This window comes from Sphaerisporangium melleum (assembly GCF_014646695.1).
GTDB lineage: Bacteria > Actinomycetota > Actinomycetes > Streptosporangiales > Streptosporangiaceae > Sphaerisporangium > Sphaerisporangium melleum.
The window spans coordinates 233993-249620 of sequence record NZ_BMNT01000006.1 but is presented as its reverse complement, the minus strand read 5'-3'; the positions used below and the strand labels follow the sequence as shown (position 1 = coordinate 249620).

Genomic DNA, 15628 nt, shown 5'->3' with positions numbered 1-15628 from the left:
CAGAACCTGATCGCGATCAACCAGGACACCCTGGGGTTGCAGGCCACCCAGGTCAGCAACGACGGCACCCGCCGCGTGCTGGCCAAGCGCCTGGCCAACGGCGATGTGGCGGTGGCCCTGTTCAACCAGGGCGGGTCCACCACCACCGTGTCCACCACCGCCTCGGCCATCGGCAAGAGCGGGTCGTCCTTCACCCTGAAGGACGCCTGGACGAACGCCACCAGCACCACCACCGGCGCCATCTCCGCCAGCGTCCCCGCACACGGCACCGTCGTCTACCGCGTCAGCGGCGGCGGCACCTCCACGCCGTCCCCCACCCCGTCGGGGCCGTCATCCTCGGGCACCCTGACCAGCGCGGCCTCCGGCCGCTGCCTCGACGTGCCGAACAGCAACACCGCCAACGGCACCCAGCCGGTCATCTGGGACTGCAACGGCCAGAGCAACCAGCGCTGGACGATCAACGGCCAGACCATCCAGGCCCTCGGCAAGTGCCTCGACGCACCGGCCGGCGCCACGGCTGGGGCGAAGGCGCAGATCTGGGACTGCAACGGCGGCACCAACCAGCAGTGGAACCTCGGCAGCGACGGCACGATCCGCAACGTCGCCACCAACCTGTGCCTGGACGTCAACAACAACAACACCACCAACGGCACCACCGTCATCCTCTGGTCCTGCACCGGCGCCACCAACCAGCGCTGGAACCGCACCTGACCCCCGACCGGCCCGGCGTCCGACCCCACGGACACCGGCCCGGCCGGCAGGCTGCATGACCGAATGAACGACTCCGGCGAGCAGGGACAGCCCTCCTGCTCGCCGGTGTTTTTTTGGAGCTGAACCGCCCCGGGGCTGACGGAGACTCCCGAAGTGCAAGCGCTTCCGCTTCGACGCCGCATCTGCCGCTTCGCCGGCACCGCGCCTGTCCCCGTGTGGTCGGGCAACAGCAATCGAGCACGCCTGAATCAAGGTGGCAACCGGCGGATGAACGCGTCCTGCACATGATCACCGGCCCCAGGACAGTGGCACTGGCGCCGCTCCCAAGTGGTGGGGACGGCCGCCGTGGATCAGTAACGGCAGTTGATCAACGGAGGCGTGTACGGGCGGCGTCCCGGCCCAACCGGCCCGACCTCCCCTCGCCGACGGGTGAGCAGACCTCCGCTGCTCGCCGTCTCGAAGAGAATTTCTCTGACAAAACATACTAATACGTGAACTGCGCTCACAAACATCTATGAATATGTTGCTGCCGCTTGCAGACGGTTGTACCGTGCCGTACACAAGCCGACTCCGGGGGCCGGGAGGGTCTGGTCGGTGCGGGTGGATCCTGACGAGGGCCACCCCTGCATGTCAGCTCTAGCGCTTCGCTGGGGATGGAGGTGGCCTCGGTAGTGAAACGCTGCAGATGTGGCTGTCACAAAGCGCGCCCCCGCAAGGAGGATAGGCCTGATGCTCAGGCGCCACTGGGTTTTCTCGCCGATTACACGACATGTCCGACATTGGACGCAGTGGTGGCTGACGTTGCTGCGCAGGTTACGGCTGATGACCTGATCGCCGGTATTCGGCTGTATCCGCCGGAAGCGCGGCGGGTGATCTTCCATCAGATGGGGCTACGCAGTCAGAAGAGTATGAATCCGACAGTAGCCGCCAATCTCGTTCGGCTCCTGCATGGTTCCGACGGCAAACGAGCGTCCCTTATTCAAGTTCTGGCTTTGCCGATCATGCACGCCTTCCACAACGCGGACGACGTGACCGCCGAAGACTGCGGTCTCATCCTGGCGGAGGAGACGGCGGGCAAAGTCCTGGAGGAAGCAGTGAGCCTCCGGCTGGCCCTGCAGGTGATGGCGCCGCCGCTGCCCAGAACCCTCACCGACCTGATGCTCGCGGCCGTCATGCAAAGCGACCTGCCACTGTCGCCGCTCGCTCTGGGCATGCTGAAGGGTTCTGAACGTGACCTGGGAGACGCGCCCCAAAGCGTCGTGGAGATGTTGTGGAGTCAGGTAAGGGCGGGAGCCTTCAGCCTGCCGGAGACGCCGGTGGGAGTGGACAGGCTTTCGGAACTGGCCATGGCGGTAGCCCGGAATGACGGCGTCGAGATGCCCGGCATGAACGGGGAAACCGTCACCGCCGCAGAAGAGGAGCATGTGCCGATGCGGGAGGATCACCACGATGCCGAGCCCACATGGGCGGGCTTGCGAGACTCGCTCCAACTGCTCGACCGCCGCTACGAGGAGGCATGGGAAGCCGTAGGACGGGTTCGCGGAGCGCTTCAGGAGCGCCGCCGCCTCAGTGGTGCCGATGTCGACCGCATCACGCTCGTTCTGCATGAGTTCGACGAGATCCAGGAGCGCATCCAGAGCCTGGACAACGTCGAAGTTGCCGCGACCTCGCTGAACGAACTGACCCGTGCACTGGACCGGGCCGAAGCCGCACGGGCCATGGGCGAGCGCGTCGCCTGGCTCGTCCACCTTCAGGGACCACCCGTGCTGAACGAACTGCTCGCCGAGGTCCGCAAGGCGGCGGCCGAGGGCCCCACCGACGGACTCGATGCCCTCTCCCGTCTCATCGAGCTGTCCTCGGAGGATCCGGACGCCGTCCTGATCCTCGCCGACGAACTCGAGGAACGGGCGAGACGAGAGTTGCCCGCGCGGTGGAGCGCGGTGATACGTGCCGCCGTGCAAGGACGTCTCACACTAGAGAAGACGGCGGTGGCCTCTCTTCCAGGCACGGCCGTGGCCGGCGACCGGCCGATCGATCGAGCCGACGATCCGTCGCTGGAAGAGGAGCGGCAGGTCGCCCCGGGTGACGAGGAGGACGACGGGGAAGACGGCGAAGGCGGCACACCGCTTGTGGATGTCGATCCCTACGGCTCGCCGCCCGATGGTGAGGGCATGGCCGAGCCGACCACGCCGGGGGAGCCGAACCTCGCCGATCTGGACCTCCTGCTGGCCGACAGATTCGCCCATCGCCCCGTGGCGCCGTCCGCCGAGCCAGGCTCCGAGTCGTTCAAGCGGATCGTCGCTCCAGAGGTCGTCCTGGCCGAGGCCGTCACGTCTCCGGCCGTCGCGGTCTCGTCTGAAACGGCCGCATCCGACCTGCGGAGCCCGGCGTTCGCCGAGGCGGAGGCCGCGGCGCTCGTCGCACAGCGGTTCGGGCTCGCCGCCTGGATCAGGGAGGCCAACGGCCGTCCCACGTCCGAGATCGCAGCCCGGCGCTGTGCGGCTCTGGCCGCAGACATGAGCTCTTTCGCAGGCCGGCTGTCGGTGGCCTTCGTCGAGACGTCCCGGCAGATCACCGTCGACGGCATGTCGGACGACCCCGCCGGCCGGCTCCTGGCGTGGGCCGCGGCCATCCGGGCCGGGCTGGTGCATCCAACCGTCGAGTCCTCTCGCCTGGTGGAAGAGTTCGCCTCCGCGGTCATGGGGTATCCGGCCCTCACGTCCTGTGGCATCGCGTTCAGCCAGGCTCTCCGGGCCGGCGTGTACCTCGTTCCCGGTCTTTCCGGCCAGATACGCGACGTCGCCCAGGCCGAGCGGGCCCAGTCTCAGGCTGTGGGGGCCTGCACCAACCTGTTGGAGGAAGGTCCGCACAGGAGGATCAAGTACCCCCTGGCCACCGAAGTATGGAAGTCGCTCATCCAGCCCGACAGAGCGGTGGGCGAACTGCTCGCGGTCGCGGCGCGCGACGACATCGGACTTCTGCCGAAGACCGTTCGCAAACTCGACGAGCTGCGCGAGGCGGGCATGATCGACCGGCTGATCGACGGGGAGGCCAAGGGCTCCAGAACGACACGGAAGACCAAGATCATCGCAGGGGCGCGGTCGAGACTCATCGAGATGATCGACGAAGCGTTGGAGAATGTGGCGAACTGGGCCACCGCGGTTCGCGAGGTACAGATCCGACGCCCATCCAGCACGGACGAGTGGCTGGTCAGAGGGCTGGCCGAACTCCGGCAGGTCGTCGGCCGAAAGAGAGCCGAACTCCACGCCGAGCTCGGGGCCTTGCGCGCGCAGGCCGATCACCTGCTCAGCGCCGCCGCGGCAGGTGCGACACATCTGATCAACGACACCCTGCACCTGCTAGATGGCGAAGCGCTCGGCGAGACCGAACCGTCGGTGGCAGTGGTGCTCAATCAGGATCTTCTGTTCGCACCGGAGGTCCTGCTCGACGCGAATGGCCTTCAGCCCCGGGAACGTCCCCCTATCGAGACGATCGCCCGCATCGCGACCGAGGACGCGCTCGACTGGCGCGGTGCCTTCAACGCCCGGGCCTCGCGCCTCGATCACGAAGGCACACGCGCCATCGTGGAGGTGGTCTGCCGTCACGACCCCGAGCTCGGGAACGAACTGCGGCACACGCGGGACGCGCTCGTCACCGAGGCCGTGGCGCGGCGCGACGAGCGGGTGGAGGAGGTCTTGGACCGGCTCGCCGGATGGCGGAAGGACGGCGCCATCCCCGAGCTCGACGCGACGAGGATCGCGAGCGGGCTCACATCGTTGCAGCGCTCGGCACGTGAGGATTTCGGGATCACCGCAGAGGAGATCACGTTTCTGGAGTCGGAGGCGGCGTCCATCCGCGTGGAGCGCATCGCCGCCGTGGAACGATTGCTCGACCAGAAAAGCGTGGATCACCCGGACGTACGCGCCGCCGCGTCCCGCATCAGGGAGCACATCGCCATCGGCGACCTGACCACGGCCCGCGAGTTCCTCCAGCAGGCGGAGGCGGGCAGGCCGTTACCGGCCGTGCACAAGACGGTGGATCATTTCGACCTCTTCTTTCCGCGCTTTCCCGAGGCGTTCGAGGGCATGTCACTGCAGTCTTCCGGGGGACGGGCTCGCAAGCAGGAGAGCGACGAGTGGGTCACCGAGTTGATGGAGGCGATCCGGAGTGGACGGGAGGTCGCCGATACCGACCTGCGCCGTGTCCTGTCCGGGGCGAGCTTGACTGTCCAGGCCATGCCGCCCGGCCGGCGCGAGGAGTCCAAGGAAGGGCTGCGATTGTGGAGGTCGCTCGCTCAGGGCCCCAAGTCCCATGGGAACCTCGGCGCGGCCATCAAGGCCGTGCTCCGGATGATCGGACTGGAGGGCCGTCAGGAGTCCGCCGGTCAGGAGCAGAACAGGCTGTGGGTGACCCTGCACAACGTGCGGTACGGTGACGCGCTCCTGCCGGAGTTCGGGTCGAAGATGAGCCCTTCAGGGGAGAGCATGCGCCTGCTGTTCGTTTGGCGCCGGCCGGGGCCGCACCAGCTGATCGAGTGGCTCAAAGACGAGCCACAGGACCGTACCGTCCTGGTCTTCTACTTCGGGGTTCTCTCGCCCGCACAGCGCGAGCAGCTCACCATGGCGTGCCGCAGGCGGCCTCGTCCGGTGACCGCTGTGATCGATGACGCCGCGATCAGCTACCTGGCCGCCCTGCCGGAGGCCGGCTGGACCGCCACCGTCAGCCTGCTCGCTCCGTTCAGCGCGGCCAACCCCTACGCGCCCACCGGCGACGTGCCAATGGAGATGTTCTACGGGCGTTCGTCCCAGCTCTCCAGTGTGATCAGCGCCTCGGGCTCGTCCATCGTGTACGGCGGGCGCCAGCTCGGCAAGTCGGCGCTGCTGCGCGAGGCCGCCGGGACGCTGCGCAGGAGCGATCCCGACCGCGTGGTCATCCTTGAGCCCATCCAGGAGATCGGCAAGGTCGTCCCGGAGGGCATGCTGTGGCCGCGTCTCGCCACCCGGCTCGCCGAGGCGGGGGTGCTTGCGCAGACCGGTGCGACGCTCAAGGATCGTGAGGAAATCTGCCAGGCGGTGAAGCGGTGGGCGGAGCAGGACTCAGCCCGGCAGTTACTGATCCTGCTGGACGAGGCGGACGCGTTCCTCAACCAGGACGCCCGGAACGCGAAGTTCACCAATGTCGAGGCGCTGCGCGACCTGATGCAGGCCACGGACCGGCGGGTCAAGGTGGTCTTCGCCGGTCTGCACCAGACTGCCCGGTTCCAGAGCCTGTCCAACCAGCCTTTCCCGCACCTGGGAGCGCCTATCCCGATCGGTCCGCTGGATCCGCAGGACGCCTTCGACCTGCTCACCCGGCCGCTCATGGCGCTCGGCTTCCGCTTCCCGCCCACGCTGGCGGCGCGAGTGATCGCCGAAGCGAACAACGCCCCGGCGCTCATCCAGCTCTTCGCCGAGGCTCTGCTCCGGCGGCTGCGGCGCATGCCCATCCAGGGGGGCGCCTTGCCGTACGAGATCACTTCCGACGACGTGGACGCCGTCTGGCACGACAAGGCGCTTGAGGTGGGCTTCCGCGACCGCTTCGAATGGACGCTCGATCTGGACAAACGCTACAAGGTGATCGCTTACGTGGTCGCCTTCCACGCGCTCGCCTATGGCACGGACAACACGCTCGGCGTCCAGGAGTTGCGGAACGAATGCCTCGCCGTATGGCCGGCCGGGTTCGAGAGCTGCACCAGCGACGGCTTCCGCGGACTGCTGGAAGAGTGCGTCAATCTCGGGGTTCTGGCCGCTGACTCCGGCGGCTACCGCCTGCGGACGCCACATGTCCTCACCTTGCTGGGCGGTGCTGAAGAGGTGGACACGGTCCTGTCCAAAGCCGACGAGTTCGAGCAGCCTGACTCCTTCGACGCGTACGCCTATCGTGCCGTCTACCAGGAAGGCCCTGACCGATCTCCGCTCACTGGTGAGCAGGTGAGCCGCCTGTTCGATCGTCGTGACGGCGTCTATGTGATCGCGGGTTCCGCCGCACTTCATATTGAACGCGTGGGCGCGGCTCTGGAGGAGGAGGCCGGGCGGCAGCACGTCGCAGAGGTCTGGCGGGTGCAGCGGAACAACTGCACCTTCGAGGGCGCCGTGAAGCGGAGTAGGGACGGCGGCGGTCACAACGTCGTGGTCGTCGAGCTCACCGGCCGCTCGGAGGAGTATGCGATGGAGAGCCTGGATGCTGCGGCCAGGGCTGTGGCCACGGACAGCGACACGGGCGGAGGTGGGACGCTGGCGGTTGCGCTGGTGGCGCCCCCGGAATTCATCCCCTTCTGGCTAGCCTCCGCCACGAACTCCGACGAGCCGTCCCGGCAGGCCTGGCTCATGGAACTGCGGCGCTACGACCAGCCGGACGTGCGCCAGTGGATGAACGACACAGACGACGACTTGGGTTACCGGGACGTGGCTGGGCAGGAGGCCCTGCTGAGGGTCACCGGCGGCTGGCCACTATTGATCAGCAAGGTCATCGAAGGACGCCACTCTGACCGGGAACAGGCACTCGAACACTGCCGGGCCTGGATCGGGGACAACCTCATGAAGTTCATCTCGTCGACCGGCGTGCGCGGGGAAGCCACGTTGTGGCAGGCCTGGCGGCACATCGTTGACCTCGGCGCGGCGCGCCCGGATGAACTGGCCGACTACCTGGAGATGGCCGGCGAGGAGCCGTCCAGCCCTCTCAACCGGGACCTGCTCGCGGTCCACGGCTACCCGTCCTACGCAGCCCTGGTCGACGTTCTCCGGACGCTCGGCGCGCTGGAGCCGAAGGCGGACGGAACCTTCGCGTGCGAGCCGGTCCTGGCCGCGGCGACCAAGCGGCTGGAGGACCACGAATGACGGACGTGTTATCGCCCCTGCTGAAGGCGGCGGCGGACGTGGTGCTCTCCCGCCCGGCGCTGGCCGATTACGGTGATGACGCGGACCGGTTCGTCGCGGACCATCGGGGCGACCTGCTCGACATGCTGATGCGATCGGAGGAACTGCGGCGGCTCGCTCAGGCTCGCTTGCGGATCCCCGGCTCGCAGCGGACAGAGCGCGATGTCGCCCACCTCCTGCTGCACACGGATGCAGAGGTGCGGGTGGCTGCGGCGCGCGTCGTGGAAGCGATCACCAGGAGATCGCCGAATGTGGCCGCCGACCGCAAGCTGCGCCGCCTCAACGACAAGATCGCAGAGTTGAAGGAAAGGCTCCGTACGGCGAACGGTCGGCTCAACTACGCCATCGCCGACGTCGAGACCTACCGGGAGGCGGCGCGCGAGGCGACGGAACGGGCCGACCTGTTGGACTCTGAACTGGAGGCGACGCACCTGCAACTGCGCGACCGGAGGTTCATGACCTCGGCGCTCCTGGCCCTGCTGCAGGAAGAACCTTCCGAGCCCGAAGGAGACTCGAGTACCCGCGATCCGCACCGGCTGAAGCCGGAGCCCGCCGAGCAGCCATCCTCACCTTTGGAATCCGCGGCGCGTGCCGCCGGGATCGGCCCCGACGAGCTGGTCAAGGCTCTTCAGGCGCTCATCGAACCGTCGAGGGCCCCGGACACCGTCGCGGTGGCCGCGGTCCGGGAACGCGACCTGCGTGTTGTCCCTCTGGGCGGTGGGACGCGGATCGGCGGCTCATGCCTGCTGGTCGAGTCCGGTGGAACTCGTGTCCTCGTCGACGCCGGGCTTGTGCCGGGAGATCCGTCCCAGCCGCCTCAGGACATCGACCAGGGCCTCAGCGGCCTCGTGCACGCCGTCGTGGTGACGCACGCACACAACGACCACTGTGGTTACGTTCCCGCTCTGGCCGAGCGGCTTCCGGACCTGCGGATCGTCGCGACTCCGGAGACCACCCGGCTCATGCCGGCGATGTGGGCCGACTCGGTGAAGATCATGGAGCAGCGGCGGCAGCTGGCCGGCACCTGGGGCGCCAAGACGGAGCCGCTGTACGGGCGGGCAGCGATCGCCAGAGCCACACAAGGGTGCGAGGAACTGGCCTTCGGTGTGCCTCGCCGGATCGGGGATCTCACGGTCGAGTTGTTCCCGGCGGGTCACATCCTCGGCGCCGCCGGGGTGGTGATCCGGGCGGGGGACTCCACCGTTGTGGTCACCGGCGACATCTCCGGATTCCGGCAGCACAGCGTCGGCGGATACGCCTTCCCGGAGTCCGCCCGATACGCCGACCTGCTGGTGATGGAATCCACCTGCTGTGCCGAGGATCACCAAGAGCGGGGCGACCTGGTCGACGCGCTCGTCAAGGCCGTCGAGAGTGTTTACGCCGGCGGCGGCCGGGTGCTCATCCCGGCGTTCGCCCTGGGCCGGGCGCAGGAACTCAGCCTGATCATGCGTGACCGACTGCCGCACATCCCGGTCCTCCTCGACGGAATGGCCGCGGAGATCGGCCGCTCCTTCGAGACGGTGACCGCCGGTGGCCCGCATCCGCTGTCGGTCTTCGGAGATAACGTCTCCCGCGCCCGTCCGGGTGACCTGGCCGAATTCACCCGGGGAGTCGTGGTCAGCACCTCCGGAATGCTCACGGGCGGCCCCGCCGTCCGCTGGGCGGCCGCGATCCTGCCGGACCCGAAGAACGCCCTGTTCTTGTCCGGATACCAGGACGAGGAGTCCCCGGGGCGGCGGCTGCTGGAGGCTGCTCAGGGCGGGGCGTCGCACTTGGTCATCGACGACATGGGTGAGGAGAAGAAGATCCCGCTGCGGGCCCGGGTGGAGATGATGCGACTGTCGGCGCACGCCGACAAGCGAGGGCTGCTCGACATCGCCGACGAGGTCGCTGCCCGCGAGGTGATGCTCGTCCACGGCCTGGCCAAACGCCAGGCCGATTTCCGGGAGATCCTCCGCCTCCGCGGCCACACCACCGTCCCTACCGTCGCATGGCGTGCCCGTTGAACCTCCAACCCGGTCCCTACTCCGGGTCACCGACTTTCCGCGTCGAGTGTGGGCTGCAGAGGACGACGCAAGTCCTTGGCGGCCGGAGAGAGAACAAGGTTTGACTCTCATCTACCACATCACTCATGTGGGGAACCTGGCGAGCATGATCGATCGCGATCTGATTTGCGATCATGACCGGCAGACGGGTGTGTTACCTTCGGTGAACATCGGACATACGCACATCAAGGAGCGTAGATCCCGGAGGGCTGTGCCCTGCGGGGCAGGCGGTACCCTCGCCGACTACGTGCCGTTCTACTTCGCTCCCCGGTCCCCCATGCTCTATGCGGTACATCGGCGCAACGTCGAAGGGGTCACGGCGCGGCAAGAGGACATCGTTTACCTCGTCACCACCTGTGAGTCCGTCCTCACGGCTGGGTTGGCTTTCGCATTCACCGATGGTCACGCCATCATGGGGTTCAGTGGGTTCTACGATGATCTGCGTCACCTTGACAAGATCGACTGGGAGGTCATGGCGGCTCGGTACTGGAATGACACTGACGGAACGGGTGAACGGCCACGAAAGCGCCAAGCGGAATTCTTGGTCCATAAGCGGTTCCCGTGGTCGCTGATCACTGAGATCGGCGTCATGACCGAGGCGGCGCGCAGGCGAGTCGGTTCGATCATCACGGAGATCGAACACCAGCCCGAAATAATTGTCCGTCGCGAGTGGTACTACTGAACGAAGGGAGGTCATCATGCTCACGCTGCGCAGCGGCAACCTTCTCGACGCTGATGTCGAGGCGCTGGTCAACACGGTGAACACCGTCGGTGTGGCCGGCAAGGGCATCGCCCTGCAGTTCCGTCAGGCGTATCCGGAGAACTTCAAGGCGTACGCCAGAGCCTGCAAGCGCGGCGAAGTGGTCCCGGGGAAGATGTTCGTCTACGACGATGGACGCATGGGAAGTGGGCGCTACGTCATCAACTTCCCCACCAAGCGCCACTGGCGAGCCGACTCGCGTTTGGAGGACATACGGTCCGGCCTGGCCGATCTCGTTCGTGTCCTCCGTGAGCTCGACATACGATCGGTTGCGATACCTCCCTTGGGGTGTGGTAATGGCGGATTGAGCTGGAATGTCGTCTTCCCCTTGATAGAGGAAGCAGCGGCCAAGCTGCTCGATGTCGAGGTGGTCGTCTACCGCCCCGAGGGCTCGCCTGACCCTGAAAAGATGATCGTGCGCACTCGGCGCCCGCCACTCACCATCAACCGCGCCGCCGTTCTCGCGCTCTTCGGACGCTACCTGCTACCCGACTACCGCTTGACCGCGCTTGAAGCGCAGAAACTCACCTACTTCCTGCAAGAGTGCGGCCAGCCGCTCCGGCTGAAGTTCGCCAAAGGGAAGTACGGCCCGTACGCAGAGAATCTCAATCACGCGCTACAGCAGCTCGAGGCCCACTTCATCCGGGGCTATGGTGACCGGACCCAGGGTTCTCGGATCCACCTCCTGCCTGGCGCAGCAGAAGAGGCGAGCCAGGTTCTCGCTCAGGACGAGGAGACCGGAGCCCGAGTAGCCCGTGTCGCCGCGATCATCGAGGGCTTCGAGACTCCTTATGGCCTCGAACTTCTTTCGACGGTTCACTGGGCTGTCATGGAGACCGGAAGTACTGACGCGACTGAGCTGAGCAGGTACATCCGCGACTGGTCTCCCCGTAAGGGGGCGCTGTTCGAGCCGTCGCATGTCAGTGCCGCGTTGGAACATCTCCGGCAGTTGAACTTCCTACCGCTGCCCATGAAAGGCTGATCTGCATCGATCAGGTGGGGCATGCAAAGTCCCGGGGCCGTCGAACGCCCGAGTCAGAGATGCCAATGCGGTAGCGTGTCCGACGCTTCTACGCGTCTCCAGGGATCACCCAAAGCCGGGTCCTTGATCTTCGAGGACACACGCAAGTGCAACGCCTACGCCAGCGGCCCCTACACCAAGACCTGCGGTGAGAACGCCACGATCAATGGCAGGGTTGAAATAGGAGTGGTGAACGTCTCCGCGCAGTCAGGGTTCAACTCCTCCTCGTCCATCATTTGGACGGTCAACAAGAAGGTCTGGTTGTGCGGCAATTCGCTGGAGAGCGGAGACGACACCAGCTCGCGGATCGCCGAGGCTCGCGAGTACTGATGAGGCGTATCTGATAAGGAGTTTCGCCATGCGTGCCCTGATTCGCCTGATCTTGCCGGCCGTCCTGGTCATGGCCATGACGGCCGGCAGCGCGGATGAGGGCCCGCGGCTGCTCCTCGGCGAGGACCCGGACACGGGCGAGACCGCCTCGATCGGTGTCGTGCTGGCCGACACCGTGGCCCGCGGCTCCTATTCACTGGGCGGCTGGGTGATGTGCCTGAACAGGCCCGGCTCCGTCACGATCGACAAGATCGACCTGGTCGGACCGGATGGCGGCATCGTTCTCCAGGCGTTCTCGTCCCGGCTGCAGAGCCGTACACGTGCCATGATCGGCAACGCCGAGCAGCCCTTGACCGAGGTCGGCTTCCCGGCCCGCAGCCCCGCCGTGACCACGGTCTGCGCGAAGGAGAACCAGGACACCCTTCTCACAGAGCTCGGTCTTCAGTACGGGAAGACCGGTGACGCGACCGCACACTCGGAAGGTGTGCGGCTCACCTACACCTCAAGCGGCCGGCAGCGCACCGTCGACTTCGCCTTGGACGTCCGGCTGTGCGCACCCGATGACACGGATACGGAGCAGTGCAGGGACCTGTTCAAGGAACTGCGGAGCCCGGACCAGGGCTGAATCGGCGACGGCTCGCGACCAGGTCATGCCAGGGCCTCGTGCAGGGGCTCGGGGCAGAGTTCGGCCCAGGTGGTGGTCCTGCGGTGGCCGATGGCGAACCCCCAGCAGGTGGCGACCTCGTCCACCAGGCGCAGCCCCCGGCCGCGCAGATCCACCTCGTCCAGATCCCCGGCCCACTCGGGGAACGCCTCCGAACCGGCCGGGCGCATGCACGGCACCCCGCCCGCGCCGTCATCACGCACCTCGACCCGTACGCGGGCGCCGACGTGCAGCACGTACAGCGTCACCGTGCCGCCGGGCAGGGACGAGTGGGAGTGCTGCACGCTGTTGGAGACCAGCTCGGAGACCACCAGCAGCGCCTCCTCCAGGAGCGGGCACCCGTCGAGCAGCCTGCGCGCGAAGGCGCGAGCCACACCCACCTGGTCGACCCGCCCGGCGACCGTGACGAACCCCGCAACGGTCCGCGTACTCGGCCCCGCAGCCTGGCCGTGGTCGGTGTCGTCGGCTCCCTTCTGGCCAGGGACGATCACCCCCGGCGGCCTGTCGGCCTTCTGGCCGCAGGTCGCGCGAACCCGTGCCGCCTCCGCCGCCTGGGCCTGAGCCGCTCCCGCCCCGCCCTCGTCTGGCATCCGCTGCGCAGGCACCCCGTTCCACAAGGGGGCGCTGACCCGCCCCACCTCCCGCTCCAGCACCTGAAGCACCCGTGCCCCGGCCTCCAGCAATTCGGCCTGCCCCGCCTCTCGCCCCACTTGCCAACCTCCGCAGGCTCCTGCGAGTGCCGTCACGGCCATCGCAACCTCCATCGATGTCACTGAGCGTGCTTGCTCGGTGACTCTGAATGAGAGAGTGCAGGTGAGATTCTCGCCTTCGCAACCGAGTTCGAGGAACTTCTCAAGATTCTTTTGAGAGTCGACTGCGGCTCCGTGATGGATCGATCACACTGAGCGACATGGCTTATCGACCTACGGTTCGAGCGCGACGTCTTGCACGTGAACTCCGTCGGCTTCGTGAGCAGCAGGGCCTGACCTTGCAAGAGGTGGCGGACGGGCTCGGCTGGTCACGCGCGAAGGTGTCCCGTGTTGAGACGGCGCAGATCCGGCCACACCATGGAGACGTAGCGGACCTGCTCGACCTCTACGGCGTATCGAGCCCGGAACGCGACGCGCTGGTCACCCTCGCCAGGGAGATCAGACGTCGTGGCTGGTGGACCGCCTACCTCGACGTGTTCAGCGGCAGCTACGTGGCGCTCGAAGACGAGGCGTCATGCATTCGCACCTGGCATCCGCAACTCATTCATGGCTTGTTGCAGACGGCGGACTACGCTCGTGCCGTCATTCGTGCCGGACGTGTCGGCATCGACGACAGCGAGGTGGACAGGAGGGTCGCCGCTCGTATGGTGCGGCAGGCCTTGCTGACGAGAGATGGGGCTCCTGGGCTGCACATGATCCTTGACGAGGCGGTCATTCGTCGATGGGTCGGTGGTCGCGACGTCATGAAGGCACAGTTGGACGCATTGGCGTACCATGCCGGCCGCCCCAATATCACGATCCAGATCACTCCTTACGCGATCGGTGAACACCCGGGCTTGGACGGCCGCTTCACGCTCCTGTCCTACCCTGACCCGGCGGATCCCGATATCGCGTACATAGAAGGCACCATGGGTGATGTCTACATAGAAAGCGCAGAAGAGGTCGGGGCGCATAAGCTGAGATTCGAGCGCATAAGCGCTCTGGCCATGTCTCCCGAGGACTCGGTCAAACTGATCACCAAGGTGGCGCAGGAGTAACCGTGGAAGCTCTCCCCCCTCACGTAACCGGCCTTGAATGGCGGAAGTCGACTTTCAGTGGAAGCGGCGACGAGTGCGTTGAGGTCGCCGTCTTGCCGAGCGGCCGCCATGCCGTTCGTGACTCCAAGCGGCAGAGTGGTCCCCTTGTGCAGGTCGGCTCCGACACGTGGGCGGCCTTCGTCATGGAGGTCAAAGAAGGACGCCTGTGACCTGTGGAGATGTGAGCAAAGCGTCTGGTGGCATGTCGCTGGTCGGGTGGCGTAAGAGCAGCTACAGCGGTGGCAATGGTGGGAGCTGCGTCGAGGTCGCAGCGCTCGCCGAGGGTCGTATCGCGGTGCGTGACAGTAAGAACATCGGCCCTGTCGTGATCCTGGCTGACACCGGCTGGCGCTCGTTCCTTGGCGAGCTGAAGGCACGGGAGGTCAATGGCAGGGGTGGCGTCAACCGGGCTCCGCTGGGGTGAAGGCGCGAACATCCCTGGCGCCGCCAGGCTGACGCGCTCCCAGAAGTCGCTGACGAAGATGACATATCGGGCCACAAGGGGGGAACGCTTGCGTGCTCTGGTGGGATTGACGGTGGGAATCGTCGTCGCTTACGTGCTGGGATTCTTCCTGAGATTCTTGGGACTGATCGGCCCATGGGAGATGCTGCTCATCGCTGCCGTGGGATGCGCAGCCGGCGCCTTCGCGGCTGTCAGGCTGGGAAGACGTACTCCTCGCGCCTAAGTTTCATGCTCTCGGTCCGTCGGCTTCGGCGTGGCATCTCTGCGCGGTGGCCATGTCCGCGGAGGGCTCGATCGACTCGGCGCCGCCGACGTCACACTCCGAGACGACTTGGTAACGCAGATCAATGAAACGGCTGCGGAGGCTGCCGTCGTACAGTGATGATATGGCCGTGTTGACAGTACAGATCGATGCGAAGACGGAGAAGGCTCTCGCGGAGCTGACCGCCGACGGCAGATCGGCCACGGACGTCGTCCGCGAAGCGCTGCTCATCGCCAATCGGCTCCGTCGCATGGAAGTCGCCCGGATCGAGGCGCAGGAGCTCGCCAATGACCCGGATGACCTCGCAGAAATTCGTGCCATACGCCGTGACCTGGGTGAAGACTGTGCGCGGTGATGTCTACAAGGTACGCATGCCACGCGAAGCCGCAGGGCACGAGCAGCGAGGCGAGCGGTTCGCCGTACTTCTGCAGTCGAACACGCTCGCCTCGCTCTCCACGTTGATCGTCGCTCCCACGTCGACCAGTGCCCGTCCGATGACGTTCCGGCCTGAGATCGAGCTGAACGGGAAGACCACCCGAGTTCTCGTCGATCAGCTCACCGCTCTGGACACTTCCCGGCTTGGCGACTTCGCCGGTCGGCTGGATCGCTCCGAGATCGAGGAGGTCAATGAGGCGCTTCATGTCATGCTCGGTCTCTTGGCGTGAAGCGAAC

14 protein-coding genes are annotated in these 15628 nt (G+C 66.4%); 13 read left to right on the top strand and 1 reads right to left on the bottom strand.

The window, feature by feature from the left end:
* The 8 genes from IEY93_RS07555 to IEY93_RS07520 all read left to right on the top strand — a co-directional run.
* Nucleotides 1-711, top strand: a 711-nt coding sequence (locus IEY93_RS07555) for an RICIN domain-containing protein (protein WP_229690943.1), incomplete at its 5' end; no start/stop codon positions are given.
* A 135-nt stretch (nucleotides 712-846) separates the two neighbouring features.
* Nucleotides 847-999 (top strand): transposase, encoded by a 153-nt coding sequence (locus IEY93_RS39685; protein WP_372444404.1) that lies wholly within the window; start codon nucleotides 847-849, stop codon nucleotides 997-999.
* 500 nt (nucleotides 1000-1499) lie between these two features.
* Entirely contained in the window at nucleotides 1500-7586 is a 6087-nt protein-coding gene (locus IEY93_RS07545; protein WP_189162224.1) for an ATP-binding protein, read from the top strand.
* Nucleotides 7583-9631, top strand: coding sequence for an MBL fold metallo-hydrolase (locus IEY93_RS07540; protein WP_189162223.1), 2049 nt, complete (start codon nucleotides 7583-7585; stop codon nucleotides 9629-9631). The genes IEY93_RS07545 and IEY93_RS07540 overlap by 4 nt, the downstream gene beginning before the upstream one ends.
* Nucleotides 9621-10352 (top strand): type II toxin-antitoxin system toxin DNA ADP-ribosyl transferase DarT, encoded by a 732-nt coding sequence (darT, locus tag IEY93_RS07535; protein WP_308425735.1) that lies wholly within the window; start codon nucleotides 9621-9623, stop codon nucleotides 10350-10352. Before IEY93_RS07540 ends, darT begins: the two co-directional genes overlap by 11 nt.
* Nucleotides 10353-10368: 16 nt before the next feature.
* On the top strand, nucleotides 10369-11412 hold the full coding sequence (darG, locus tag IEY93_RS07530) for a type II toxin-antitoxin system antitoxin DNA ADP-ribosyl glycohydrolase DarG (RefSeq protein WP_189162221.1): 1044 nt from the start codon (nucleotides 10369-10371) through the stop codon (nucleotides 11410-11412).
* A 75-nt stretch (nucleotides 11413-11487) separates the two neighbouring features.
* Nucleotides 11488-11781 carry a hypothetical protein gene (locus IEY93_RS07525; protein WP_189162220.1) on the top strand — a complete coding sequence of 98 codons (294 nt, stop codon included), beginning with the start codon at nucleotides 11488-11490 and terminating at the stop codon, nucleotides 11779-11781.
* Between the two features lie 28 nt (nucleotides 11782-11809).
* Nucleotides 11810-12406, top strand: a complete 597-nt coding sequence (locus IEY93_RS07520; protein ID WP_189162219.1) for a hypothetical protein — start codon at nucleotides 11810-11812, stop codon at nucleotides 12404-12406.
* A 23-nt stretch (nucleotides 12407-12429) separates the two neighbouring features.
* Here the strand turns inward: IEY93_RS07520 and IEY93_RS39310 are convergent, their stop codons facing one another.
* Nucleotides 12430-13155 carry an ATP-binding protein gene (locus tag IEY93_RS39310; protein WP_189162218.1) on the bottom strand — a complete coding sequence of 242 codons (726 nt, stop codon included), beginning with the start codon at nucleotides 13153-13155 and terminating at the stop codon, nucleotides 12430-12432.
* Nucleotides 13156-13355: 200 nt separating this feature from the next.
* Between IEY93_RS39310 and IEY93_RS07510 the strand changes: the two genes are divergently transcribed.
* The 5 genes from IEY93_RS07510 to IEY93_RS07490 all read left to right on the top strand — a co-directional run bounded on the left by IEY93_RS07510 (nucleotide 13356) and on the right by IEY93_RS07490 (nucleotide 15621).
* Nucleotides 13356-14192: a helix-turn-helix domain-containing protein gene (locus tag IEY93_RS07510; protein WP_189162217.1), complete on the top strand. Its 837-nt coding sequence runs from the start codon at nucleotides 13356-13358 to the stop codon at nucleotides 14190-14192.
* Nucleotides 14193-14194: 2 nt separating this feature from the next.
* Complete coding sequence (locus tag IEY93_RS07505; protein ID WP_189162216.1) at nucleotides 14195-14401, top strand: DUF397 domain-containing protein; 207 nt, start codon at nucleotides 14195-14197, stop codon at nucleotides 14399-14401.
* A gap of 32 nt (nucleotides 14402-14433) precedes the next feature.
* Nucleotides 14434-14655 (top strand): DUF397 domain-containing protein, encoded by a 222-nt coding sequence (locus IEY93_RS07500; protein WP_189162215.1) that lies wholly within the window; start codon nucleotides 14434-14436, stop codon nucleotides 14653-14655.
* Between the two features lie 425 nt (nucleotides 14656-15080).
* Nucleotides 15081-15311: a hypothetical protein gene (locus tag IEY93_RS07495; protein ID WP_189162214.1), complete on the top strand. Its 231-nt coding sequence runs from the start codon at nucleotides 15081-15083 to the stop codon at nucleotides 15309-15311.
* Nucleotides 15244-15621, top strand: coding sequence for a type II toxin-antitoxin system PemK/MazF family toxin (locus IEY93_RS07490; protein ID WP_229690942.1), 378 nt, complete (start codon nucleotides 15244-15246; stop codon nucleotides 15619-15621). The genes IEY93_RS07495 and IEY93_RS07490 overlap by 68 nt, the downstream gene beginning before the upstream one ends.
* The last annotated feature ends 7 nt before the right edge of the window (nucleotides 15622-15628 follow it).